Genomic DNA, 26335 nt, shown 5'->3' on the forward strand with positions numbered 1-26335 from the left:
CAAAGTGAAAGCCAGCGCCTTGAGACGCCGGCTGAGTAATCAGAGGCTTATAGCCTCAGAGCAAACCACCCGTTTGACGGGTGGTTGTGATTTATTTATAAATGTCCAGGAGCAGTCTATAGTTCTGGCCATCTCGAAAAAGTTAAGACATTGTTGTAATTGTTTTCAAGATAAGTAAACAACTTACCCCGGCTCGATTTATCAAAGTTTCATGTCTCCGGGTTTTACCCAGCCGAGCTTTGTAAAGAACATATTGAATACCGGACACAAAACTGCGGGAAGGATGAAGCATATCAGGAATAAAGCGATCCAGTCATTTGCTGTGATGGCAGCCTTTGTGCCGGCCTGAATGTCATTGAGCCAGCCTGTGTAAACACCGATCTGACCGACGAATCCGCAGGTTCCCATGCCGGATGAAATAGGAGTTCCGTTCATCTGCATTTTAAAAACGCATGTTGCGAGAGGTCCCGTGATGGCGGAGCAAAGTATAGGAGCGATCCATATGCGGGGATTCTTAACTATGTTTCCCATCTGGAGCATGGAGGTTCCTATGCCCTGGGATACGAGGCCGCCCACGCCGTTTTCTTTAAAACTCATAAACGCAAAGCCTACCATCTGTGCACAGCAGCCTGCAACTGCAGCACCGCCGGCAAGTCCGGTGAGGCTTAAAGCCGCACATATGGCTGCGGAAGAAATAGGAAGTGTTAATGCTATGCCCACGATGACAGACACAAGAATTCCCATGATGAAAGGCTGCTGAGCAGTAGCCCACATTATAAGAGTTCCGGTTTTCATGGCTGCCTTTCCAAGTGCAGGAGCCCACAGGGCTGAGAGGAAAATGCCTACGCCGATGGTCAGGAGCGGAGTTATAAGAATATCTATCTTTGTCTCCTTTGAGATGGCTTTACCGGCTTCTGCTGCGAAGATTGCTACAAAGAGTACCGCGAGAGGTCCGCCTGCACCGCCCAAGGCATTGGAAGCGAAGCCTACTGTAATGAGAGAAAACAGAACCAATGGCGGGCAATGAAGTGCATAACCGATGGCTACAGCCATTGCCGGACCACTCATTGCGGAAGCAAGTCCGCCTACGGTATATTCCGTGCCTGCGATTGTTGCCACTGTGCTGGTCAGGAACGGAATATGAAACTGGGAACCAAGTGTGTTTATGATAGTTCCTATAAGAAGTGAAGCAAATAGTCCTTGTGCCATAGCACCCAGAGCATCGATAAGATAGCGCTTCACTGAAATCTCGATATCCTTACGTTTCAGAAATGATTTGAAGTTTTCCATTGTTTTCCCCCTTCATGTATAACGAATAAAAAAATCCGAGATACTGCTTGAACTGCACTGATCATCAGAATGATAAATTTTGATCATCCGAAGAAACTGCAATTGAAAAACATTTTACACCAAAGAAGAGATATATAAAATTATATTTTTGAATATCTACTATTATTTTTTATAAATTTTGTAAAAATAAATAATCTTTTGTTATAGTAAAAATAATTTTTGCCGATATAATAAAGAGTAAAGAAATTTTTGTGTAACAAATTTACAGCACTATGTGAGTAATTGTACGGGTCTAAAATGTGTGTCGGCAGCAAAAGGCAGGATCTGTATGTTAACTCACTGATTAGTCTTGATATAGGAGGTATTTCATGGTTATCAACGAGACTAGAATTTACAAGAACATTGCGGACGGAAAACATGCTGCCGTTATCAATGAAGAGGAGGGTATGATCACTCTTGTCACGGGAATGGCAAACATTTTCACTGTTACCGCAAAAGAACTTGCATCGGCATTTACACCGACCCATAATACGTTTTCTTTGGAAGACATGGATCTTTGGCAGTTGCAGGTGCTGGACAGATAAGACGATCACCTTGACGGGCGACCGTCTTTTTTGTTGGGGAGTAACAGTTCAGCCGGCAATGGTTCGCGAAGACCGTGGTCGGCTATTTTTCTCACCATCCGGAGTTATTGGAACCACTGATTGACCTTAAAACTCAGAATTAAGAATATAAGTCAATGTAACCTGCCATTCAGAATGACCCAAATCCTGATTACCTGAAATAGAGTCAATGTAACCTGCCATTCAGGATGACCCAAATCCTGATTACCTGAAATAAAGTCAATATAACCTGCCATTCAGGATGACTCAAATGCTGGTAACCGGAATATGGGTCAATGTAATGCCTTGTTCACTGCGAAAATAAGGCATACCGGCTGAACTGTTCTACATATCAATCAAACTTGCATGTCGCCCTGAAAATATATAGAATAAAAATCTGTACAGTGAGAGCAACTCTAAATGGTTTTGAGGTTTATATATGAATAAGATTGTGATTTCAGATGTTGATGGAACGTTGGTGAAGGATGGGACTTTGGATATCAATCCGGAGTATTTCGAAGTGGTAAAGGAATTACTGAATAAAGGGATTCAGGTGGTGATTTCCAGCGGCAGGTCTTTCTCTAGTGCTTCGAAGCTTTTAGGTTCATTAGTGAATGAATTATATTTTATTTGCGATGGCGGAACCAGCATATGGAAGGATGGGGAGATCATCAAAACCTTTCCTATTGAAGAAAGTCTCTGGAAGGGGTTATTCAGGGATGCTATGAAGATTCCCGGGTGTGATGGTTTTATTTCAACAGGAGCTGCAGGATATGCACCGGATCCGGATAGTGAGATGTATCACTGGCTTACTGAGTCTTATGGGTTTGAGATGACTCCTATGAAGGATATCGAAGATATAAAGGACCCGGTTATTAAGTTTTCGATTTTTCATGGAGTTGACTGTGAGGAGGCATGCAGGGAAAGCTTTACTCCAAAATGGAAGGATAAAGCGAAGATTGCATCAGCCGGCAGTGCCTGGATGGATTGTGTGGAGAAGCATGCAAGCAAGGGGACTGCATTAAAATGGCTTCAGGAGTATCTCGGTATCAGTAAAGAGGATACTTATGCCTTTGGGGATAATATCAATGACATGGAAATGCTCAAGAATGCCGGACACAGCTACGCTGTCGGTAATGCAAGAGATGAGCTTAAGGCTGTTGCGGATGAGGTAATAAAGCCTTATTGGGAAGATGGCGTACTTGAAGTTTTGAAGTCATTATGATTGAGGAAATAAATGACCCGTAAAACAATTCTGCCGGTTCTGCTACTGGCATTTTTCTTTCTTATATCTTGTGGAAAATCAAGGCCTGATGGCACATATGTTCCTTCGGTATTTCATTATTCCGGAGGAAGCGGCAGGGTTACGATATCCTGTGAAGAGGTTGAGCTTTCAGGCGGAGAGGCCGTAGCCTCAATATCGTTTTCCAGTCCGAATTATGAGTATGTCCGTGTTGATGATACAAAGATCACCGGAGAATATACGGATAAATCATCGACTTTCAAAGTGCCTGTGAAGCTGGATGAGGAGATGACGCTCATAGGCTGCACCACGGCTATGTCCTCACCCCACGAGATAAGCTACACGATATACATTTCTCTCGATGAAATATCGGGAGCGACAAATAACCCTAATATTAGTGCCGAAGGAAATAACCCTAAAAGCAGTGCGGCGGGAAATGACCCGGGAAGCAGTACTGAAGGAAAAACCCTGGGAAGCAGTGCAGTTACCTCCGAAACGAAGGTCAACCACGAAGAGAGTGGCGAAGTGAGCATCGGAAGTGATACGGAGGATATAAGAGCCGAAGTAAAAGTACAGATCAATGATAAGTCCTTAGACCTTTCAAAAGAAATACCTGCTATAGAAGGATTAAATTATGATCACTCAATGGAGCTTAAGTATGCAAAGGGTTTCGCGGTTCACTATTATGATAATGATATAAAGCTTATTTCAGTCATAGACGGAAGCAGGTTTCTCCTACTCCCGAGGGATGCTGAGGTGCCGGAAAAACTACCGGAAAACACAACAGTTCTGAGAAAACCGGTCAGTAACATATATCTCGCTGCAACAAGTGCCATGTCACTTTTTGATGCCCTGGGGGAAATCGACTCTGTCAGCTTTACCGGTACGGATGTGTCGGGATGGAGCATTGAGGCACCGAAGGAAGCATTGGAATCAGGCAGGATGAAGTTTGCGGGAAAGTACAGTGCGCCGGATTATGAAACCCTCATTACGGGAGGCTGTGAGCTTGCCATAGAATCAACCATGATCCTTCATGAGCCTAATGTGAAGGAGCAGCTTGAGACTTTGAGCATTCCCGTTTTTACTGACTGGTCAAGCTATGAAACAAGTGCTCTTGGTCGCACAGAATGGATTCGTTTGTACGGGGCTTTTCTGGATGAAGAGGAAAAGGCGGAAGCTTTCTTCGAGGATGAAGTAGTGCGGTCAGGAGCCGATACCGGCTTCAAAAAAACGGATAAAACCGTTGCCTTTTTCCATTTCAACACCCGGGGACTTGCCATAGTCCGGGATTCAGAAGATTATGTTTCTGCCATGATAAGAGACGGCGGTGGTATCAATGTTTTTGATTCCATTGAGTCCGGAAGTACCGGCATATCTATGGAAGAATTTTACGCAAAAGCTTCCGGGGCAGATTTTCTCATCTACAACACAAACATTGATACGGATGTAAAAACCCTCAACGACCTTCTGAACAAATCTCCGCTTTTAAAGGATTTTAAAGCGGTAAAAGAGGGTAATGTTTACCTTATCGACAGGAAATTCTATCAGTCTACCGACAGGGTTTCCGAATTTGCGAAGGACATAAACATTATTTTAACCGGCAGTGATGAAGCTGCGGCTTTTCTGGTAAAATGCAAATAATATAATAATGAATGAAAAGAATACAATAGGTCAAAAAAGAATACATCGATATCTTTGGGTCGGCATCTTTCTGGTCCTGGCATTTTCTGTCGTATTTGTACTCAATATTATCACAGGAAGTGTGCCGGTTTCCGTAAGTGACATCCTCGGGATCCTGACAGGCACCGCAGGTGATACCAATGTCTCCAAGATCATCCTGATCATCAGGCTGCCGAGAGTTATCATGGCCGCTCTTCTGGGAGGGGCTCTTGCAGTATCCGGGTTTCTGCTTCAGACCTTTTTCGGAAACCCTATAGCCGGACCCTTTGTGCTGGGCATATCCTCCGGAGCCAAATTCACTGTTGCCCTCAATATGATTTTCTGGGTAAGTATGTCAAAATCCGGCTCATCGCTTTCCATGATTCTTTCAGCCTTTGCCGGTGCACTTCTGTCAACAGCATTCATTATCTTTGTTTCGGGCAGTGTCAGGCATAAAGCCGGACTCCTGGTGGCCGGAATCATGATAGGCTATATTTGTTCCGCGGCAACGGATTTCCTTTTGACCTTTGCGGAGGATAAGGACATCATAAATCTGAGAGGGTGGTCCATGGGCAGTTTTTCCGGTATGAGCTGGGACGGGGTTTGTGTCTCCGCAGCAGTCATAGGCATTACCCTTATCATCACTTTTCTTTTATCAAAACCCATAGGAGCGCTCCGGCTTGGAGAGAATTATGCAAAAAGCATGGGTGTCAATGTCAAAGTCTTCCGGATAGTCATCATCCTTTTATCAAGTGTTCTTTCGGCCTGCGTAACTGCCTTTGCGGGACCGATTTCTTTTGTGGGCATAGCAGTTCCATTTCTTTCAAAACAGATGCTTAAAAGCTCGGAGCCCACGGTGCTTATTCCGGTATCATTTATGTGCGGCGCGGTTTTCTGCATGTTGTGCGATCTTATAGCGAGATGTACTTTTGCTCCCACGGAGCTTAACATAAGCACGGTTACAAGTATCTTTGGAGCTCCTATAGTAATTTTTATGCTGATGGACAGGAGGCTGGATGGAAAGGTCTGAAAATTATACCGACAAAGAAATGGCCAATGATGCCTTGAAACCGAACGGACCTTCCGTTAGGGATGATGGCGATATCCTAAAAAAAAATATCATCAATCCCTACGGCCTTTCTGTAGGGGACGACAGTAATGCCACTATGAAAGATATCATCAGGCTCAACGAACTTTCCGTTGGGTATGAGGGTAATGCCATCATAGAGAACATTGATTTCGTCATCGGAAAAGGAGAGATAGTCACCCTGATAGGCCCAAACGGAGCCGGAAAGTCAACTATTTTAAAGACTGTCTCAAGACAGCTTCAGCCAGTTTCCGGAGTTGCTTATGTGAACGGACGGGAGCTTGACGGGTATGATCAGGGGGAGCTTGCGAAAGTTCTGTCGCTGCTTTTGACTGAGCGGATAGATCCGGAATATATGACCGGCAGAGACATTATCGAAACCGGAAGATATCCTTACACAGGTAAAATGGGGATACTCAGTGAAAGTGACCACGCTGTGGTGGACAATGTCATAAAGATCTTGGGAATTCAGGAGCTTGCTGACAGACTCTTCAGGAAGCTCAGCGACGGGCAGAAACAGAGGATACTTATCGGAAGAGCTCTTGCCCAGGAGCCGGAGATACTGATTCTGGATGAACCTATGTCATATCTCGACATCCGACATAAACTGGAACTGATAGAAATATTTAAAAAGCTGAGAAGCGAAAGACACATCACTATAGTCATGTCTCTTCATGAATTTGAGCTTGCGAGAGTTATTGCAGATAAGGTCATATGCGTAAAGGAAGAAGGCATTGGCAGGACAGGGAAACCGGAAGAAGTATTACAGTCTTCTGTTATCAAGGATCTTTATGACATTACGGATGAGCAGTTTGAGCTAATGTTGCAATCCATGAGATTCGTGTTATAAATAGGATATGCGGGATATATGGCAGTTCAAAAGGAACTGCCATATATAAGCCTTATCCCATCGCACAGAGAATTTAAATGAGCTGACAATCCCATGTGAGCGCTTTGTGCGGAACGATTCGATGTCGATTTTTAATATTTACATCAAGAATGTTTTTTTAAAGGAGGAATTATGAAAAAGAGAAAACTTGCAGTGATTTTAGCCGCGGTGCTTACATCAGTCACGATGGCGGCCTGCGAAAGCACAAGTGTACCTGAAGCAGGTGCAGCAACAGAAGCGGCTACGGCTCAGGAAAATGAAAAGGCTGAAGAAACAACAGAGGAAGCAAAAGAAGAGACAACCGCTGCATCAGGCGAAGCTTCCGAAGAAGATGATAAGGCAAAAGCTGATCATGTTGCCGAACTTATCGACGCCATTTATGTTCAGGAAAGAAACGATGACACAGATGAGCAGTGCAGGGAGGCAAAGGAAGCCTGGGACGCTCTTACAGATGAGCAGAAGGAAATGGTTGAAGGCGAGCATGCGGATCCCGATTATTTCGGAAGAGATACAGGTGATGTCTCAAAGGACGATCCTTTGAATGCCGATGACATTGGCGAAAACGAGCTCCTGGTGGTGAGCTTCGGAACATCCTTCAATAACAGCAGAGCAGAAGACATTGGTGGTATCGAAAAGTACCTTGCAGAGGAATTCCCGGACTGGTCAGTAAGAAGAGCTTTCACCGCTCAGGTCATCATTAACCATATACAGGCCCGTGATGAGGAAAAGATCGACAATGTTGAGCAGGCGCTGGAGCGTGCCGTTCAAAATAAGGTGAAGAATCTTGTGGTTCAGCCTACACATCTAATGCATGGTGCGGAGTATGACGAGCTCTGCGACACGCTGGCAGATTATGAAGATATGTTCGAGAGTGTTACTGTTGCTGAGCCTCTCCTTGGCCAGGTAGGAAAAGATGCAGATACAGTAAATGAAGACAAGGAGTCCGTAGCCGAGGCGATCACAGAGGAAGCGCTTAAGACTGCCGGCTTCAAGGATATAAAGGATGCAGAAAAAGACGGCACAGCTTTCGTATTTATGGGCCACGGAACTTCTCACACGGCAAAGGTGACTTATAGCCAGATGCAGGCACAGATGGAAAAGCTTGGATATGCCAATGTTTTCATCGGAACTGTTGAGGGTGAGCCTGAGGATACAGCCTGCGAAGCGGTTATCGAAAAAATAAAGGATGCCGGCTACAAGAAGGTTATTCTCAGACCTCTCATGGTGGTTGCCGGAGATCACGCAAACAATGATATGGCCGGTGATGAAGAGGATTCCTGGAAGAGCATGTTCCTTGCGACCGAAGCATTTGACAGTGTGGACACACAGATTGCAGGTCTCGGAAGCATAAAGGAAGTTCAGGAAGTTTATGCCGCACATTCCGGTGCTGCCATCAAAGCTTCACAGAAATCAGCCGGAACCGGGCGGACCACAGAAGAAGTAACTGCCCTTGAGGACGGAGAGTATGATGCCAAGTTCACCACCGACAGCAGCATGTTCCATGTAAATGAGGCTAATGCCGACCTCGGAAAACTTACTGTGGAAGACGGCAGGATGACTATCCATGTAAGTCTTGCTTCAAAGAATATAGTAAAGCTCTTCCCGGGTACAGCAAAAGATGCCGAAAAAGCCGGTGCAAAGACATTGGAGCCAACTACTGATGAGGTGACCTACTCCGACGGAACAAAGGAAGAGGTATATGGTTTCGATATCCCGGTTGAGGCACTGGATGAGGAATTTGACCTTGCCCTCCTTGGCACAAAGGGCAAATGGTACGATCATAAGGTGAAGGTGACATTGGCCTGACCATTTGATTTTTTGTATAGGCTGAGGTATTATCTGTTTACTGTTTTTTGCCGATTAGTATAATAGGACCACGGAGGACACATGTATGAATGCTATTAAGAAAAAAATAGATGGTTTTGAAGATCATTATATTTTATATATTTATGATGCAGATGACAGAGTGTACTCTGCATATATGGGAAAGGGTAATGAAGATCTCCTCATCCTTCTGGACAGGTCCCAGGATGACAGATTTCAGGTAATGGAGGATTTTGTCGCCTACGTGGATGGGCGTATAGAGGATGGTTCAATCGTTTCTACCTATGACAAACTGGCTGAGACAGTTGTTAAATGCACCCATGACAAACTTCGGGAATTTAACCGTGATATAGAACAGCTTGACAAAAAATACAATGATTCAAAAGCAGATATTGAAAAACAGTCGCAAAAGCTTAAGCAGGATGTGGGAGACGCGATTGATATAAATGGCATACATGAGATAGACATTAACTCACCTTTGGGAAAACATATTATGGAAGCCCTGAGGGATCGGTTAAGTGCCATGTCGGCTCCGCAGCCTATGCCGGCCATGTTTCCTCATGGCAGAGCTTTTCAGATGAGAGCTAATGTTGACAAGGATGGCAAAGTCTCCTTTGGACCTGACGACGTCAGCAATATGATGACAGAAATCCTTTCTAATATTATCGTTGCAGAAGTAAAGAGTGGAAGAAAACTGAGCGAGGCCCTGGCAGACGTTGACAACATCGTAAACACAGTTTCCGCCAATGCAGCGAAACTGACACTCAGATTTAAATCCTGATAAAAATTGAAATCAGTTCAGCCAAAACAAAGGCTGAACTGATTTTTTTTTTATTATAAATTTATATATTTTTTGAGAATTCTGCCGACGAATATATTATAAGTCTGTGCATTACAAAGAATTGGAAAAATCTGTCAAATTCAGAGCTTCTCATTAAAGCAAAAGTACCCTTGATGGTCTTACATATACGGAGCAACGGATTATGGAATATAATTCTAAAAGAATACAACGGAATATCCGGGAACGTGCCATCCTTGTGATCATTGGTGTGATCATAAATGTGGTCATGTTTTTCATTGTGGAAAAACTTGAGCTTCCTATATTTATGGATACCATCGGAAGCGTAGGCGTTGCTGCCCTGGGAGGAATATTCCCCGGAGTCCTGACGGCATTTGCAACAAATATCATATGCAATTTTATAAAAAACGGAATGCTGTATTTTGCATTCGTAAACGTATTGGTTGCCATGTACACTGTCTGGTTTTTGAGAAAATACGACTTTCAAAAACCGGTTGATGCGTTGCGGTTTGCACTTGTCTCAGGCACATTTTCGGGAATTCTGGGAACTATGGTGGGACTTGGAGTATTTGAGTCACCCCTGAGTTTTTCCATGAATGTATTCATTGAGACTCTCTCAAGATCGCTGCATACTTCCTTCGCTGTTTCCTATTTGATCATCAATATACTTTTCAACATTCTGGATAAGGCATTAACAGTTTTTGTTGTATCCTTTCTTCTTCGTTATATTCCTGAAGGAAAAAAGAGGAGCATCATTGCAGGAATATGGAGGCAGAGACCCCTCACTAACGAAGAACTTGTTGAGATAAAAGAATGGGAAAAGGATCTGAAGAAATCCTCAAGAACCAGGATGACCCTCGTTATCGTAAGTATAGCTTTCATACTATGTACCGTAATGGGATGGATAGGCGGAAGCATTTACTATGACAACGAAAAAAATGACAGAACTGAGAATGCAAAAAATGCAGTTGTCTTCGCGGCCTCTGTCATTGATCCCGGTAAGGTCAATGACTACATAAAAAGAGGCAGGAGCGTTGACGGTTACAATGAAACGGAAGAGCTTCTTTATAAGATTCGTAAAAATGCCATAGGGGTAGAATATCTGTATGCCCTGAAGATAGATGAAAGAGGCGTGATATTCATCTTTGATCTGGAATCGGACGACGGTGCAAAGACTTATGAACCCGGTGAGTTCAGTCTCATTGAAGATGCTTTTTATCCTTACCTGCCGGATCTTCTTGAGGGAAAGGAGATTGAGCCTATAGAGAACAACAGTCTAGGCAAATGGCTGCTGACAGTTTATTACCCCGTGAAAGATGAAGAGGGTAATTGTGCCTGCTATGTGGGCGCCGATGTAAGTCTTGATTACATGGCGATATATATGCAGAAGTTCCTTCTCAAGGTAATGACTATTCTTGCAGGATTCTTCCTGGTTATACTGGTTTTCGCTATCTGGATGTCAGATATTTACAATGCCTTCCCTATAAGCAGTCTTGCAAAGTGTGTGGACAGCTTTTCACATTCCGGATATGACCAGAAAGCACTGGATAACAATGTGAGAGCTCTCAGGAGACTTGATATCTATACCGGAGACGAAGTTGAAAAATTATACACCTCTATCTGCGATATGACCCTGAACCAGGCAGAACAAATGAGAAGCCTGAGACGTCTTAACGAGTCCACAGCAAAGATGCAGCAGGGGCTTATCATGACCATGGCAAACATGGTGGAAAATCGTGATTCCGACACAGGTGCACATATTCAGAAAACAGCGGCTTATGTGAAGATAATTGTTGAAGGTCTGGAGAAAAAAGGTTATTACGCGGAAAAGATAACCCCTAAATTTAAGTCGGATGTTGTGAGAAGTGCACCTCTTCATGATGTAGGGAAGATCAATATTTCAGACAGTGTGCTTAACAAACCCGGAAAGCTTACTCCTGAAGAGTTTGAGATCATGAAGACCCATACGATTCATGGAAAGAAGATAATCGAGGATGCCATAAGTACGGTTTCGGGTGAAAGCTATCTGAAGGAAGCCCGTAATATGGCAGCTTACCATCATGAAAGATGGGACGGAAAAGGGTATCCTGAGGGACTTCACGGAGAGGTTATCCCTCTTTCTGCCCGCATCATGGCAGTTGCCGATGTGTTTGATGCACTTACCTCTCCAAGAGTTTATAAACCGGCATTTCCTTTGGATAAAGCCCTGGAAATACTGAATGAGGGCGCCGGAACCCAGTTTGACCCAAAGTGCATAGAAGTATTTTTCGAGGCAATGCCTGAAGTAAAGACTGTTCTAAGAAAGTATAACAAGACAGAGTAAGTAGGAGTAATGATGCTCATGATGTATCCGGTAAAAAACAAACTGAAGATATTGGTGACTGTACTATGTATGGTCGTCTTTGGTTTTTGTAGCCTTAAGGCATCAGCTGCCGAAGCGGGGAGCAGTGTGCCCGAAGGTGCCCCAGTCAAGATAGGCGGAGGTTACGCTGCGTCGGGACAGGTGGCCGGAATGTCATACACAACCGAGGTTTACGATGCAACAAACGGGCTTCCCACTTCCGATGCCATGTGTATCCTAAGTGCCTCGGACGGGCATATCTGGTTAGGCGGATACAGCGGTGTACTGCGCTATGACGGACAGAGATTTGAGAGACTGGATTCCACCGGCGGTCTCACCAGCGGCAGAGATATATTTGAAGACAGTAAAGGCAGGATATGGGTTGGAACCAATGATAACGGGGTGGTTGTCGTTGATGGAGAAAACAGTACTCACTACACCTATAAGGAAGGACTGCCATCCTCTTCAGCCCGTACGTTTACAGAGGACAGTAATGGTAATGTCTACATCGGAACCGTAGGGGGACTCGTATACATAGATATTGACGGAAGAGTAAGAAGGCTTTCGGACGAAAGAATAGAAAGCCACCGCATCTTACAGCTTTCAAGAACCACAGGCGGTAAGGTTTACGGTCTTACTTTTGGAGGAATCATTTTTACCATCAAAGACGGTTCTTTGTCGGAAGTCCATACCGGTGAAGAATTTAACATAGACGATATTTCATCAATATTACCGGACCCGAAGAATGATGGGAAAATCTACATCCTGACCGAAAATTCCGAGGTTTACTATGGGGATTTCGGGGCTTCAGACGGTAAAATGGAGCGGATATCAATTGCCCCCATTTCCAATGCTCACTGGATAAGCTATAACTGCGGCAGGATCTGGGTTATGTCTTCGGATACGGTAGGGTATCTTGATGATTCACACAAGCTTCAGGTACTCTCCAATATAAAATTCCATAGCGGTCTCGAAAAGATGACAGCTGATTATCAGGGTAATCTCTGGTTCGTATCCTCAAAGCAGGGAGTCATGAAGCTTGTTTCCAACAATTTCATTGACCTTACTGAGGATACCGGAGTAAATGAAGGCGCAGTTAATGCAGTCTGCCTGGTAAACAACAATATACACATAGGCTACGACGGCGGCTATAAGGTTATCGATAAAACAGGAAAACTTTTAAATGATGAGCTTACAGGATTCCTGGGAAAAAACAGGATCAGAAATATCCTGAAGGATTCAAAAAGCAATGTCTGGGTATCGGTTTATACAAACGGAATGGGTCTTGTGAAAAGAGAACCTTCGGGACTCATTACTGCCTATACAAAAAAGGATGGTCTTCCGTCTGAAGAAATAAGATGCACAACCGAAGCCGGAAACGGAGATATACTGGTTGGTACTAATGAAGGAATGGCGGTCATCAGTGACGGCAAGGTGACCAAAACTTTCGGAGCAAAGGAAGGACTCACAAACGGAGTCATTCTTACACTGGCGCAATGTGCCGATGGCAAAGTCTACCTTGGTACCGATGGCGGCGGTATTTTTGTGATAGAAAATGATAAGGTTACAAACATTACCCGTGAAGATGGACTCACCAGTGATGTTATCCTCCGAATAAAGGAAGATAGCGAAAGAAACGTTATCTGGGTCATAACCTCAAACTCTGTTCAGTACATAAAGGACGGAGTCCTGAAGCATGTCTCAAGCTTTCCTTACAGCAATAACTATGACATTTACTTTGATGAGGGAGATAAACTTTATGTCCTGTCATCATTGGGACTCTACATCGTTGACGATAGGGAAATGCTTTCGGATTGCATCAATGAATATGATCTCTATACTGTTAAAAACGGAATGCCTTATGCCATAACGGGTAATTCTTTCAGTGCAATGAACAGTAACGGAGAGCTTTTTATCGCGGGAAGACAGGGTGTTATCAGAACAGGTATCAAAGAGCTGAACCAAAGCAGTTCCTACGTTAAGATAGGTCTGGAAAGCATAGACTGTGACGGCACAAAGGTATATCCGGATGATAACGGGCTATATACCATTCCGTCAGATGTAAGCCGTGTAAGGATACTTCCGGATATTTTTGAATATTCCATGGCAGATCCGCTTATTCACGTATATTTACATGGAGTATCCGATGAAGGTGTTTATGAAAACAGAAGTCAGCTAAATGCACTGGAGTACACAGATCTTCCATACGGAAACTATGACCTTCATGTGGAGGTATTTGAAAAAGATGGAAGAACCGTAATTTCTGATGTGGTTTACCGGCTATATAAGAAGCCGAAACTGACTGATCTTCTTATCATTAAGCTGCTCAGGATACTCATCATAGCAGTCTGTGTGGGACTTCTGGTATGGCATTTCATGAATAATACCATCATCAGAAAACAGTACCATGAGATACTTCTGGCAAAGGATGAGGCTGACCGTGCCAACAGTGCAAAGACACGATTCCTTGCCAACATAACTCAGGAGTTACGTACCCCCATAGATACTATAATGGGAATGGATGAAATGATTCTCAGGGAGGATACGGAAGGAGTACCCAGGAATTATTCCATGTCCATAATGAATTACGCCATGGACATCAGAAATGCCTCTGAATCTCTCCTCAGCATAATCAATGATTTCCTGGATATCTCCAGAGTCGAGTCCGGAAAAATGGCTCTTATCGAACAATCCTATGAAGTAAAAGATCTTCTGAAATCTGTGGTTTCCATGATAAGAGTCAGAAGTTCCGAGAAGGAGCTCAGTTTCGATGTAAAAGTGGATGAGATGATACCTAAACAGCTTTACGGTGATTCCGGAAAGATAAAGGAGATAGTATTGAACCTTCTCACCAATGCTGTAAAGTTCACGGATAAGGGAGGCTTCAGGCTTAAGGTTTATATGCCGGAACGTAAAGATGATGTATGCAGCCTTGTATTTTCCGTTAAGGATACGGGAATAGGAATCAAAGCAGAGGATCAGGACAGGCTGTTCACGGCTTATGAGCGTCTGGTAAAGGACTCAAAGAACAATATGCAGGGGATGGGACTTGGCCTGGATATCTCAAAGAGATTTGCCGAGCTTATGGGAGGCAATCTGATCTGTAAGAGTACATATGGAAAAGGCTCAGAGTTTATCTTTACCGTACAGCAGAAGATAATGGATGCTTCGCCCATGGGAGCATTCCTTGAAAATGAAGAGGATATTATAAAGGGTCAGTATGTTCCTCAGTTTATAGCACCGGATGCGGATGTTCTGGTGGTTGATGACACTCCAACGAACCTAAGTGTCATAAAGGGGCTTTTAAAGCCCACCAAGATATTTGTTACCACCGCTTCAAGCGGAGAGGAATGTCTCGAAAAACTGAAGGAGACCAGATTCAATATCGTCCTCCTGGATCATATGATGCCGGGCATGGACGGTATGGAAACTCTTGAGAAGATAAGGGAAAAGTATCCTGAGCTTCCGGTCTACGTACTTACAGCCAACACAAGCCTAAGTGAAGAATATTATATCTCCAGAGGTTTTAACGGAAGGCTCACCAAGCCTATAGACAGTCTGATACTTGAAAAGACAGTACTTAAGCATCTCCCTGAGGAAATGGTGGAGAAACCGGACACAGGTAAAGTTATTGATGAGTTAAAAAATCCAAAAGACAAACAGAAGCTCATGAATACGGATCAAAAAGAATGATACCGGAAGGTGTTTTATGATTGAATTAATTGCAGCACATCAACTGAATATAATGCTGGCACTCGGGAGTATATGCGGTATGACTGCATTTTTCAGTCTTATCTCCCGATTCATCAGTGTGCATAGAAAAGCTTCTCTTATAGGCATGGAGCTTTCTGCCATGGTGCTCCTGTTCGCTGACAGATTTGCATATATTTATCGCGGACAGGCTGACTCAATGGGCTTTTTTATGACCAGAATCAGTAATTTCCTTGTATTCAGTATGACTATAGGGGTTATCTTTTCGGTTAACCAGTACATAAAGGATGTGTGCACCCACGAAGGCGGATCCGAAAAAGTTCCCGGAGTTCTGTACGTTAATGATGAACTGGCAGCCATAGGCATTCTTCTCATCATTGTTTCCCAGATAACCGGATTTTATTACATGTTTGATGAAAGCAACTATTATGTAAGATCCCCGGGCTTTGCCGTCAGCTATATCGTTCCGTTCCTCATGGCTATACTTGAGCTGTCGGTGGTACTTAAGCATTACCGTCGTCTGAGAAAGAAACTCTTTGTTCCACTTGTGATTTTTTCCATAATGCCAATAGCAGCCAGTGTCATACAGCTTTTTGTTTATGGTATTTCAATGATCAACATCTGTCTTTCTGTAATGGTGGTGATCATCTATATCTTCGTTCTCATGGATATGAATGAATTCGTTGAGCGGGCGCACAGAGTGGAAATGGAAAGTCTGCGTCAGGAAAAGATGAGTATGAAGAGAATGTTTGATCAGACTGCCAATGCCTTTGTTGCGGCAGTAGAGAAAAAGGATCCATTCCTGCATGGCCATGCAGCAAGAGTTGCTGATATCGCCAAAAAGATCGCAAAACAAAGCGGTAAAAATGACGAGGATTGTGAAAAGATCTATTACGCGGCATTGCTACATGATATCGGCATGATCGGTCTTCCGGACAGTCTTATAGGAAAAACCGACAACCTTACTGAAGAGGAGTATGAGATCGTTAAAAAGAAGCCCCTTATGAGCTGGGAGATTCTTTCCAGTATTACAGAATATCCGTTTCTCAGTCAGGGAGCACATTACAGCTATGAAAGATATGATGGCAAGGGTTATCCGGATGGACTGTCCGGGACCCAGATACCTGAGATCTCACGTATCATTTCCGTGGCCAATTCCTATGACGCCATGGTGACGGAAAAACGTTTCAGAGGGCCGCTTCCAATGCAGATAGTCAGGGAAGAGCTTCTGAATGAATCCGGCGGACAGTTTGATCCTGAGTTTTCACAGATCATGATACAGATAATAGATTCAGAAAGCAGAGAACTTCTGGACGGAACCGATGCCACCATCGAAAAAGAGCTTAAGTGTGAGAACTACAGAGACAATGTTACTGTGGGCATACCTATATCCAATGATATAAGTAAGCTGAGATTCAAATGTACGGCATTTGATAAGGACAAGGGAACAGCATTACCCTCCATCATACTGTTTGAATCCTTTGACAGACATATCCACAGCAATGCAAAATCCATCGAAGCGTATAAATATTACGAGTATGGTGAACTGTGGTTTGATGGGCACATCATCTCAACCGGAGCCAGAAATACCGAGGTGAAGCTTACTGAAAATACTTATGTATACAGCCGGTCACATCGGGACGATATGGAAACTTCAGACAGTGCGGCTACTGCTGACAAAGATACTGCGGAACATTTCTATGAGATCGTTATGGGAAGATATGAGGATCATATCAAGCTGCAGCTGAGAAGTGCCGAAAGTACAGTTGATGCCATAGTTGCGCTTCCGAGTAAATCAAAGCTCTCGTTCCTGGGTCTTACCGGTGAAAACTGCTGCATCTACGATATCGAGGTGGAGCAGACCGAAGACAGTGTTAAGGAGGGGGATATCCCGCGTATTGCAGAGGAGGTAAGCTATATCGACAGACTGTCCTCGGATATGCCCAATGTTCAGGTGGATCGTAACAGATCTGCTTCAACCGCAGCAATTGAGATCAAGGACTGGACACAGTTAAGATTCCACTCAATGAGTCTTCCTTCCGCAAGCCTTGTCTGGGACTGTCCTTATATAGTCATTTATACATCTGAGGACAAAAAGATAAACGGTAAAGGTTATCATGAATATGCTCTTATCAAGCTGAATGGTGAAAATGAGAATTCCGATGAGTATGCCGAGAACAAGTTCACCATGAGAAAGACAGAGGTCTTTACCAACTGGGAAGACTGGAAGCGTCTCAATAAGGACGGAGTGGAGTATGAGGTTGTTCTGCTGCGCCGTGGCAACCGTGTGACACTGGATTCTGAAAATCTCGGAATTTTCATCGAAAATATCACCAGGATCCGGGACGGCAACAAGAAGGTTTACGCCGCCATCACCGGAAATCAGGTGGCGATCACGGATATCCGAATACAGTAAAGTGTCATACCGTACGCCGAAGCCGGCGGGCACCTACTTCTATAATTGATTTTTAAAAGATAGATGCATGCTTATAATATAATATCTCCTGGTGGTTGACCGGTTCTGATTTCAGTGGTATGATACAGCTTCGAAAACTAAAAATGACAGTTCATTTGTACCTTCCTGTCACTAAACAAAACCAGGACTACCTTTTTAAATATGTGATGATCCGTCTATATATACCAGTTTATAATAGAGGATCTTTATAGAGGATTGGTTTATACCGGCCTCTTTATGTATTTGGATTTTGTGTAGCTCTGCGTATGCAGAGCTATTTTTTTGCAGTTAAATCTTAATCGATGGGAGAATTTATGTTTTATCTTAAATCGGAATCAAGCTTTGATGCCGCACATTTTCTAAAGGGCTATGAAGGAAAATGCAGCAATATCCATGGACACAGATGGAGAGTTGTGGTGGAGATAAAGGGAGATAAGCTTAGTGAAGAAACTCAGACCAGGGGAATGCTGGTGGACTTTTCAGATCTGAAAAAGATTGTGAAGGAGCTTTGTGACAAGTTTGATCACACACTTATATATGAAGAAGGTTCATTAAAGGAAGCAACTGTTAAGGCACTTCTTGATGAGGACTTCAGGCTGAATGCAGTTCCTTTCAGACCTACGGCGGAGAACTTCTCAAAGTTCTTTTATGACAGTGTTGAGGCTTCCGGATTTGATGTTAACAGGGTTTCTGTATATGAAACTCCCAATAACTGTGCTTGCTATGAGGGCTAAAAAATGAAGGTTGTTGAGAAATTTGTAAGCATTAACGGAGAGGGAACGAGAGCCGGTGAGATTGCGGTATTTATACGTTTTAAAGGCTGCAATCTGGCATGCAGTTATTGCGATACCATGTGGGCCAATGAGAAGGACTGTCCGTTTACGGAGATGTCACAGGAAGAGATCCTTGATTATGTAAAATCAACGGGAGTGAAGAATGTCACCCTCACCGGTGGAGAACCGCTGCTACAGGAGGGCGTTGACAGGCTTATAGATTTGCTGCTGGATTCAGACCTCAGAGTGGAGATCGAAACCAACGGGGCGGTGGATCTGAAGCCGTTTATACGGAATTCGGTTTCTGATAGTGAGAACAAGGCAGCTATGGGCAGTTCAGAAGAAAACGGCAGAATTCTATCCCCAAAGTTTAAAAGGCCTGTGTTTACCATGGACTACAAGCTTCCGGGAAGTAAATGTGAAAGCCGGATGCTTCACAGCAACTTTGAGCTCCTTGATAAACAGGATACTGTTAAGTTCGTTTCCGGAAGTATCGAGGATCTGGATAGAGCAAAAATCATCATAGAAACCTATGATCTTACAAACAGATGCCACACCTACCTAAGTCCTGTATTCGGAAGCATTGAGCCGGTGGACATGGTTGATTATATGATAAAAAACAACATGAATGATGTGAGACTTCAGATACAGCTTCACAAGGTAATCTGGGATCCCAATAAAAGAGGTGTTTAAATGATAGATAAAAAAGCTATAGAAGAGCATATACGCGGCATTCTGATCGCCCTTGGTGATGATCCGAACAGAGAGGGTCTCCTGGAAACTCCCAAGCGGGTTGCCGAGATGTATGCAGAAGTTTTTGAGGGCATGAATTATACAAATCATGAGATTGCCGAAATGTTTGACAAGTCCTTTGAAGAGGATCTTCAGGGTACAAGCAGCGTTGGCAGGGTTGTGGTTATGAAGGACATAGACATTTTCTCCTACTGCGAGCATCATCTTGCCCTCATGTACGATATGAAGGTTAATGTTGCCTACGTGCCGAAGGGCAAGGTAGTGGGACTATCCAAGATCGCAAGAGTGTGTGATATGGTAGGCAGACGCCTTCAGCTTCAGGAAAAGATCGGCAAGGACATCGCGGATATAATGATCGAGATAACCGGCAGCGAAGATGTTGCAGTAACTATTGAGGGCTGCCACAGCTGCGTGACAGCAAGAGGAATCAAAAAGCATAACACTAAGACCTTTACCGCTGAGCTTAGAGGCGAGTTCAAAACAGACCCGAGCCTCCAGATGTACCTGAGATAAAAAAGGAGATTTTATGAAAGCAATGGTTCTATTAAGCGGAGGGGTGGATTCCACCACAGCCCTCGGTATGGCAGTAGATAAATATGGAAAGGATAATGTCATAGCATTGACCGTTTCCTACGGCCAGAAGCATGACAAAGAGGTTAATGCAGCCACCGCGGTAGCGAAGCACTATGGGGTAGAGCATCTGTTTCTTGATCTTAAAAAGATTTTTGAATACAGCAATTGCTCTCTTCTTAAGCAGTCAACAGAGGAGATTCCTGAGGAATCTTATGCGAAGCAGATCGAGGAGACCGGTGGAAAAGTTCCTGTAAGCACTTATGTTCCTTTCAGAAACGGTTTGTTCCTATCATCGGCAGCAAGTCTTGCTCTCAGTAAAGACTGCGGCGTGATTTATTACGGCGCACATTCCGATGATGCGGCAGGAAGTGCTTATCCTGACTGCTCGCCGGTATTTAATGAGCATATGAGTGCTGCTATCTGGGAAGGTTCAGGCCATCAGCTGAAAATAGAGGCTCCATTTGTAAATATCACTAAGAAAGATGTGGTAAAGATCGGACTTGACCTGAAGGTTCCCTACGAGCTTACCTGGTCCTGCTATGAAGGAGGGGATAAGCCCTGCAGAAAGTGCGGAACCTGCATAGACCGTGAGGCAGCATTTGAGGCAAACGGAGTTGTAGATCCGCTTTTGGCTGAATAAAGGTTTGAAGAGGAGATTAAACGGAAGATCCCAAAAAGGTCTAATTATAGAAATAAGAGTGGCGAGGTAAACAATGAGAGAAAACGAAGGTTTAACATTACTGGGGAACCAGCAGGTAAGATATAAGTACGAGTATGATCCGTCGGTGCTTGAGAGCTTTGATAACAAGCATCCGGAGAATAACTATTTTGTAAAGTTCAACTGTCCGGAATTTACATCACTCTGTCCTATCACAGGTCAGCCGGATTTTGCGACTATTTACATATCTTATGTGCCGGGGAAGAAGATGGTAGAGAGCAAGAGCTTGAAGCTTTATCTTTTCTCATTCAGAAATCACGGCGATTTCCATGAGGATGTGGTCAACGTGATCATGAAGGATCTTATCAAGCTTATGGACTCGAAGTACATCGAGGTTTGGGGCAAGTTCCTTCCCAGAGGCGGACTTTCCATCGATCCGTACTGCAACTACGGCAAGAAGGGCACCGAGTGGGAAAAGGTGGCCTGGGACAGACTCACAAAACATGACATGTATCCTGAAAAGATCGATAACAGATAAAATCTCAGCCGGGGCATCATGCCCCGGCTGAAATTTTATTCCGGACTGAAAAATTCCTGGATCTTCTGAATTGCGAAGTCCATGTACTGTGGGTTTGAGAATGGGTGGTCGGCATTTTCCACTTCAATAAGTTCGATGACGTTATTCTCGGAGAATTCCCTTGCGACCTCTATGGGGGCCATTTCGTCCTTTGTGCCGTGGATCATGAGGATCTCGTCGGCGTAGTCCATGAAGTCCCAGGTGCTGACATCATGAATTTTCAGATCATCGAGAAACTCCAAAGAGATTTTGATCTTTCTGTCGTAGCCACGGAGGATTTCCTTGCCTTTGTTGAGGACCGTCCAATCATCATCGGTGATCCGGGAGGTCATGGAATCGTAGAGCTTTATGGCAGGACACCGGAATACGATTCTCTTAAAGGGATTCTCCCCTTTTTCATGAAGATATCTCAGGGTAATATAGGCGCCGAAACTTGAAGAATAATTGTAAACTTCATCGGCTCCCATTTCGTTCCGGATATGCTCTGTAACAAGTCGCATGTATTCCAGACATTCATCAATTATCAATTTATTCCGGGCATCCTTTCCGTGGCAGGGCCAGTCAAAGCAGACAACGCCGAAGCCTTTGTACTTGGTAGTAATCCTGTCCGCAAATTTCTCAATAGCTTTATTGTCCTTGTTTCCGCCGAAGCCATAGGTTGCCAGTACGATGTGTTTCAGATCATGAGGAGTTTTATCGTAATAAAGCTTGCAGCGAATGCTGAAGCCTTCTTCATTTATATCAAATAATTTTTCCACTTATTTCACCTTTCATATATTGAACCAAAGTCATCTATTCATATAAGATCAAAGTCAAACCGGTATTCAGTTTTTCCATTTCAGTATTCAGTTCTTCCGTTCCGGTCGGGAGCTTTCCCGGATTAAAATATCCTTAGCTAATATAGCATATTTCACGTTCAGTAGATTTTTAATTATATAAATCTGCTAATTATATATAAAAATCTGTCGATAAAAACTACAGTACTATAGAAGAAAAGGTATTTCTGTGTATGCCTATATGAGAATCTGACTTTCTATTTATAAGATTTTCATTAAATACAGGATTGAACAGACAACATATGGATAGAAATAAGATTTACAAGTTTTATAAGATGTTTTTTGCTTTGATAGGGGCAGTATGTATGATACTGGCCCTTGTTCAGCTTGCTTTCGAAATAAAAAGTGAGTTTATTCCCGGATATCAGAAAGGACCTGATAAGGTTAAGCATAAGGTACTTTTTCTTTCATCCTATGATCCCATGTATTATACCTATAAAGATCAGATCAGAGGTATAGAAGATGGACTCTATAGCAATGATATAGAATTTGATATCTGCTATATGGATACGAAAATATATGGCAGTGACATGGATATAGATGAGTTCTATAAATATTTCAGCAAAAGATACAATAATGATGTAATGCACTATGAGGCGATCCTCCTGGGAGATGATGCCGCACTTAAGTTTGCCCTCGAACATCAGGAAGAGCTGTTTAAAGGACTTCCCATGGTGTTTTTCGGTATCAATAGTCTGGATCTGGCGAAGCAGGCAGAGGCCAATCCGATGATGACCGGCTTCTATGAACTGGATTATTTTGCGGACACCTTTGAAGAAGCCATAACTCTTTTCCCGGAAAAGAAGAAATTATATGCAATATGCGATACTTCTCCGGCTGGAAAAGCCGATCTTGAAAAATTCCTGTCATACAGGGGGAGATATCCTGAGTATGATTTCCATGCCATTACTTCAACGGAACTGGAACCCACAGCTATACTTGAAGCTTTAAAAAAAGTTCCGGAGGATGCCATATTCTTCTTCATGACCTGTTATGATGATAGAAATGGTGAAAGGCATTCACTTTTTGAAACCACCAGTTTAATCGTGAATAATGTCAAGGCCCCCATTTTCAGACCTTACGCGGAAGGAAGAGAATACGGAGTTCTGGGCGGAACTTATATGGACTTTACGGTCCAGACAAGAAATGCCGCAGAGATCATTGCTGAAGTTCTGAATAACGGGGCAGATATCTCAACCTATGAGTTATCTTTATATACCCCGAGCATCACCCAGTACAATTATATGGTACTTAAGCTGTACGGGCTGTCTGAGAATCTGCTTCCCAAGGATACTATATATATAAATAAGCCTGAATCCTTTGTGGAAGTATATAAAAACATGCTTCCTGTAGCTGTACTTATCATAGTCTCCATGCTGTCCTTTATGGGATCCTTATTGATGGCATTTGAGCAGGAAAAGCAAAATGTAATAGCCCTGAAAGCATCCAAAGCACAGCTTGTAAATTCACAGATAAAGTTAATTTATCAGGCCGAGCATGACGATCTTCTGGGTCTCCTTAACAGACGTGCCATAGTTGATAATCTGAACAGCACCCTGACAACCGATCAGGAATTCACGGTTATAATGCTGGATCTTGACGGGTTTAAGGATATCAACGAGAATTACGGCCACGATGTTGGTGACAATCTGCTCAAAGATATAGCAAAGGCTCTTCGTAAATTTGCCGAAAAGAACGGTATGACCTTAGGAAGGTATGGTGGAGATGAGTTTATAATGTTCGCAGAAGGTAAGATTCTGAATAAAGAATCTCCTTTGGTTGATGACATTATGAATATCTTTTCAAAACCCCTGTCAATAGGCAGCGGCAATGTGGTAATGTCAGCAAGTGTAGGTATATCCAATTCAGACGGTGAAACACCTCCCGAACAGCATGTCATCAACGCGGAAATTGCAATGTATGAAGCAAAGAATCGCGGCAAGAACATGGTATTTATTTATGAGGATGACATGAAGCAGAAGGTCATGGAAGAATCCAGGATCAAGGATTCCTTCCTGAAGGCCTTTGACAATGACGGATTCTATATGAAGTACCAGCCAAAGGTTTCCGCCCAGACAAAGGAGGTCATCGGCTACGAAGCACTTGTAAGACTCAGGGATTCAAAGTATGGCCCGGGACAGTTTATTCCGGTCATAGAGAAGAGCGGATGGACTTCAAGACTCGGAAGACTTATTACAAAGCTTGTGGTTAAACAGCTTGGCGAGTGGCAAAAGATGGGGAAGGATATCAAGCCCATATCCATCAATTTCTCCAGTAGACAGATAAATGACACTGATTACTGTAAGTATCTCGAAGCCTTACTGAAAGAATATAATGTAGATCCAAAGTATGTGCAGATTGAGATAACAGAAAGTCTTTTGATGGAGGAGACTACAATCACAAAAGAGCTGTTTGAGAGCTTCAGAAACCTCGGAGTTATACTTCTGCTTGATGATTTCGGAACCGGCTATTCGTCACTTGCTTACCTTACTTATGTTCCGGTAGATGATGTAAAGCTCGATAAGTCACTGGTAGATACTTATCTCTGCGAAGGAAAAGAAGATTTTATCAAAGATGTTATCCGGCTTGTACATGATATGGGTAAGAGCATAACCATAGAAGGTGTTGAGCAAGAGTGGCAGTATGACAAGCTTCGTGAGTTTAATGCTGATACCATCCAGGGTTACTATTTCTCACCGCCTCTGGATCCGGAAGAGGCTATAGATTTCAGAGCAGAGTGAGAATATTTATTGAAGTCAAAAAGAAATAATGTTTTATTAATATCGGAGAAATAAAAAATATTTCAAATTGATAATAAAGCGATATAATAGGATGTGGATGTCATTTGACATTCACATCCTATTTTTATTTTACGCAATATTTGAACTGTTAAAAATAATCCGAAAGGATTCTATAGAATGAAGGGGGATTTAATAATGAACAATTTCAAGTACTATGCACCAACAGAAGTGGTATTCGGAAAAGATGCAGAGAAGGAAACCGGTGAGACTGCAAAGAAATACGGGAAAAAAGCATTACTTGTTTTCGGAAAGAACAGTGTAAAGAAAAGCGGACTCCTGGACAGAGTTGAAAAATCACTGACTGAAGCAGGAGTAGACTATAAAGAATATGGCGGAGCAAAGCCAAATCCCACACTTGCTCATGCGGAAGAAGGTGTTAAGGAAGCATTAGCCTATGGTGCCGATATGGTTATCGCTGTAGGCGGCGGAAGTGCCATAGATACAGCCAAAGCCATTGCCCATGGTACTGCAAATCCTGAATACAAGCTCTGGGACATCTGGACAAAGAAGGTTCCCCTTGAGAAATCATTGCCTGTTGGTGCCGTGCTTACTATCGCGGCGGCAGGAAGTGAGATGAGTGATTCGGCAGTTCTTACAAACGAAGATATCGGCAAAAAGGGAGGCATTAACACTGATTTCAACAGATGCCGTTTTGCCATTATGAATCCGGCTCTTGCTGCAACACTTCCGAAGAATCAGATTGCGGCAGGTGTTGTGGATATAATGATGCATACCATGGAACGCTATTTCATACCGGATATCAAGGCAGACCTTACAGATGAAATAGCAGAGGGCCTTATCCGTACAGTGGTCAGCAACGGCGCAAAGGTGATGGAAGATCCAAATGATTTTGATGCAATGGGTGAGGTATTCTGGGCTTCCAGTCTTTCACACAATAACCTTACGGAGTGCGGAAGAGGCAAGGATTTCTCGGTACATAAGATCGGTCATGCATTATCCGCAAAGTATGACGTTACACACGGTGCATCCCTCTCTGCGGTTTGGGGAACCTGGGCAAGGGAACTCTATGAGGGAGCATTACCTAGATTTGCAAGATTCGCAAGAAAAGTCTGGAACGTAACGGAGACTGATGATCTGAAGGCTGCGAAGGAAGGCATCGAAAAGACAGAAGATTTCTTCAGATCCATAAACATGCCTGTAAGCCTCACAGAGCTTGGAGTTAAACCTACAGATGAGGACTTCAGAGACCTTGCCATGGATGCCACCATGAAGGACACCATGAAGCTTTCAAGAATTCGTCCGCTGGACGCTGCAGCGGTTGAAAAGATTTACAGGGCAGCAATGTGAGGAAATATATTTAAAGTGAATACAGCCGCCCGACCAAATGTTTTTACATCATTCAGTGTATTGGTGGAAATAAGTGCCTTCCTTCTGGGAGACATTGAATCACTAACAGTATGGACATAGTATTTAGTTCATTGTGCCCGGGAAACCGGGCACTTT

Annotated in this window: 19 protein-coding genes; 17 read left to right on the forward strand and 2 right to left on the reverse strand. The window is 43.4% G+C overall.

The features are described from left to right. Positions 1-201: 201 nt before the first annotated feature. Positions 202-1290, reverse strand: coding sequence for a PTS sugar transporter subunit IIC (locus T357_RS0118425; protein ID WP_031555935.1), 1089 nt, complete (start codon positions 1288-1290; stop codon positions 202-204). A 368-nt stretch (positions 1291-1658) separates the two neighbouring features. Here T357_RS0118425 and T357_RS0118430 point away from each other — a divergent pair, with 368 nt between their 5' ends. The 15 genes from T357_RS0118430 to queF all read left to right on the forward strand — a co-directional run bounded on the left by T357_RS0118430 (position 1659) and on the right by queF (position 21195). Continuing rightward, a complete protein-coding gene (locus T357_RS0118430) occupies positions 1659-1874 on the forward strand; it encodes a hypothetical protein (protein ID WP_031555939.1) in 216 nt (71 codons plus the stop codon). 457 nt (positions 1875-2331) lie between these two features. After that, positions 2332-3117: a Cof-type HAD-IIB family hydrolase gene (locus T357_RS0118435; protein ID WP_031555942.1), complete on the forward strand. Its 786-nt coding sequence runs from the start codon at positions 2332-2334 to the stop codon at positions 3115-3117. A gap of 12 nt (positions 3118-3129) precedes the next feature. Next, positions 3130-4776, forward strand: a complete 1647-nt coding sequence (locus T357_RS0118440; RefSeq protein WP_049962556.1) for an ABC transporter substrate-binding protein — start codon at positions 3130-3132, stop codon at positions 4774-4776. Positions 4777-4783: 7 nt separating this feature from the next. Further along, positions 4784-5824 carry a FecCD family ABC transporter permease gene (locus tag T357_RS0118445; RefSeq protein WP_031555949.1) on the forward strand — a complete coding sequence of 347 codons (1041 nt, stop codon included), beginning with the start codon at positions 4784-4786 and terminating at the stop codon, positions 5822-5824. After that, a complete protein-coding gene (locus T357_RS0118450; protein ID WP_049962557.1) occupies positions 5811-6731 on the forward strand; it encodes an ABC transporter ATP-binding protein in 921 nt (306 codons plus the stop codon). Before T357_RS0118445 ends, T357_RS0118450 begins: the two co-directional genes overlap by 14 nt. A 171-nt stretch (positions 6732-6902) precedes the next feature. Beyond that, positions 6903-8576, forward strand: a complete 1674-nt coding sequence (locus tag T357_RS0118455; RefSeq protein ID WP_031555951.1) for a sirohydrochlorin cobaltochelatase — start codon at positions 6903-6905, stop codon at positions 8574-8576. 85 nt (positions 8577-8661) lie between these two features. Then, positions 8662-9375: a hypothetical protein gene (locus T357_RS0118460; protein ID WP_031555954.1), complete on the forward strand. Its 714-nt coding sequence runs from the start codon at positions 8662-8664 to the stop codon at positions 9373-9375. A 202-nt stretch (positions 9376-9577) separates the two neighbouring features. Next, positions 9578-11716 carry an HD domain-containing phosphohydrolase gene (locus tag T357_RS0118465; RefSeq protein WP_031555957.1) on the forward strand — a complete coding sequence of 713 codons (2139 nt, stop codon included), beginning with the start codon at positions 9578-9580 and terminating at the stop codon, positions 11714-11716. An 18-nt stretch (positions 11717-11734) separates the two neighbouring features. After that, positions 11735-15427 carry an ATP-binding protein gene (locus tag T357_RS0118470; RefSeq protein WP_197027382.1) on the forward strand — a complete coding sequence of 1231 codons (3693 nt, stop codon included), beginning with the start codon at positions 11735-11737 and terminating at the stop codon, positions 15425-15427. 16 nt (positions 15428-15443) lie between these two features. Then, positions 15444-17861 (forward strand): HD domain-containing phosphohydrolase, encoded by a 2418-nt coding sequence (locus T357_RS0118475; protein WP_031555963.1) that lies wholly within the window; start codon positions 15444-15446, stop codon positions 17859-17861. Between the two features lie 353 nt (positions 17862-18214). Next, positions 18215-18634 (forward strand): 6-carboxytetrahydropterin synthase QueD, encoded by a 420-nt coding sequence (gene queD, locus T357_RS0118480; RefSeq protein WP_031555967.1) that lies wholly within the window; start codon positions 18215-18217, stop codon positions 18632-18634. A 3-nt stretch (positions 18635-18637) separates the two neighbouring features. Next, a complete protein-coding gene (locus T357_RS0118485) occupies positions 18638-19366 on the forward strand; it encodes a radical SAM protein (protein WP_031555972.1) in 729 nt (242 codons plus the stop codon). After that, positions 19367-19939: a GTP cyclohydrolase I gene (gene folE, locus T357_RS0118490; RefSeq protein ID WP_031555977.1), complete on the forward strand. Its 573-nt coding sequence runs from the start codon at positions 19367-19369 to the stop codon at positions 19937-19939. 13 nt (positions 19940-19952) lie between these two features. Further along, entirely contained in the window at positions 19953-20639 is a 687-nt protein-coding gene (gene queC, locus T357_RS0118495; protein ID WP_031555981.1) for a 7-cyano-7-deazaguanine synthase QueC, read from the forward strand. A 73-nt stretch (positions 20640-20712) separates the two neighbouring features. After that, positions 20713-21195, forward strand: coding sequence for a preQ(1) synthase (queF, locus tag T357_RS0118500; RefSeq protein ID WP_031555984.1), 483 nt, complete (start codon positions 20713-20715; stop codon positions 21193-21195). Between the two features lie 35 nt (positions 21196-21230). On the opposite strand, the gene T357_RS0118505 is transcribed toward queF, so the two are convergent. Further along, a complete protein-coding gene (locus tag T357_RS0118505) occupies positions 21231-21992 on the reverse strand; it encodes an alpha/beta hydrolase family protein (RefSeq protein ID WP_031555987.1) in 762 nt (253 codons plus the stop codon). 320 nt (positions 21993-22312) lie between these two features. Between T357_RS0118505 and T357_RS20700 the strand changes: the two genes are divergently transcribed. After that, positions 22313-24811: a GGDEF domain-containing phosphodiesterase gene (locus T357_RS20700; protein ID WP_081828260.1), complete on the forward strand. Its 2499-nt coding sequence runs from the start codon at positions 22313-22315 to the stop codon at positions 24809-24811. 195 nt (positions 24812-25006) lie between these two features. Further along, on the forward strand, positions 25007-26179 hold the full coding sequence (locus tag T357_RS0118515; protein WP_031555994.1) for an iron-containing alcohol dehydrogenase: 1173 nt from the start codon (positions 25007-25009) through the stop codon (positions 26177-26179). Positions 26180-26335: the final 156 nt, after the last annotated feature.

Source organism: Oribacterium sp. FC2011 (assembly GCF_000701645.1).
In the GTDB taxonomy this organism is placed as follows: domain Bacteria; phylum Bacillota; class Clostridia; order Lachnospirales; family Lachnospiraceae; genus Oribacterium.

Coding starts and splice junctions, on each gene's coding strand:
- T357_RS0118425 (WP_031555935.1), bottom strand. CDS start 1,290: ATGGAAAACTTCAAATCATTTCTGAAACGTAAGGATATCGAGATTTCA.
- T357_RS0118430 (WP_031555939.1), top strand. CDS start 1,659: ATGGTTATCAACGAGACTAGAATTTACAAGAACATTGCGGACGGAAAA.
- T357_RS0118435 (WP_031555942.1), top strand. CDS start 2,332: ATGAATAAGATTGTGATTTCAGATGTTGATGGAACGTTGGTGAAGGAT.
- T357_RS0118440 (WP_049962556.1), top strand. CDS start 3,130: ATGACCCGTAAAACAATTCTGCCGGTTCTGCTACTGGCATTTTTCTTT.
- T357_RS0118445 (WP_031555949.1), top strand. CDS start 4,784: ATGAATGAAAAGAATACAATAGGTCAAAAAAGAATACATCGATATCTT.
- T357_RS0118450 (WP_049962557.1), top strand. CDS start 5,811: ATGGAAAGGTCTGAAAATTATACCGACAAAGAAATGGCCAATGATGCC.
- T357_RS0118455 (WP_031555951.1), top strand. CDS start 6,903: ATGAAAAAGAGAAAACTTGCAGTGATTTTAGCCGCGGTGCTTACATCA.
- T357_RS0118460 (WP_031555954.1), top strand. CDS start 8,662: ATGAATGCTATTAAGAAAAAAATAGATGGTTTTGAAGATCATTATATT.
- T357_RS0118465 (WP_031555957.1), top strand. CDS start 9,578: ATGGAATATAATTCTAAAAGAATACAACGGAATATCCGGGAACGTGCC.
- T357_RS0118470 (WP_197027382.1), top strand. CDS start 11,735: ATGATGTATCCGGTAAAAAACAAACTGAAGATATTGGTGACTGTACTA.
- T357_RS0118475 (WP_031555963.1), top strand. CDS start 15,444: ATGATTGAATTAATTGCAGCACATCAACTGAATATAATGCTGGCACTC.
- queD (WP_031555967.1), top strand. CDS start 18,215: ATGTTTTATCTTAAATCGGAATCAAGCTTTGATGCCGCACATTTTCTA.
- T357_RS0118485 (WP_031555972.1), top strand. CDS start 18,638: ATGAAGGTTGTTGAGAAATTTGTAAGCATTAACGGAGAGGGAACGAGA.
- folE (WP_031555977.1), top strand. CDS start 19,367: ATGATAGATAAAAAAGCTATAGAAGAGCATATACGCGGCATTCTGATC.
- queC (WP_031555981.1), top strand. CDS start 19,953: ATGAAAGCAATGGTTCTATTAAGCGGAGGGGTGGATTCCACCACAGCC.
- queF (WP_031555984.1), top strand. CDS start 20,713: ATGAGAGAAAACGAAGGTTTAACATTACTGGGGAACCAGCAGGTAAGA.
- T357_RS20700 (WP_081828260.1), top strand. CDS start 22,313: ATGGATAGAAATAAGATTTACAAGTTTTATAAGATGTTTTTTGCTTTG.
- T357_RS0118515 (WP_031555994.1), top strand. CDS start 25,007: ATGAACAATTTCAAGTACTATGCACCAACAGAAGTGGTATTCGGAAAA.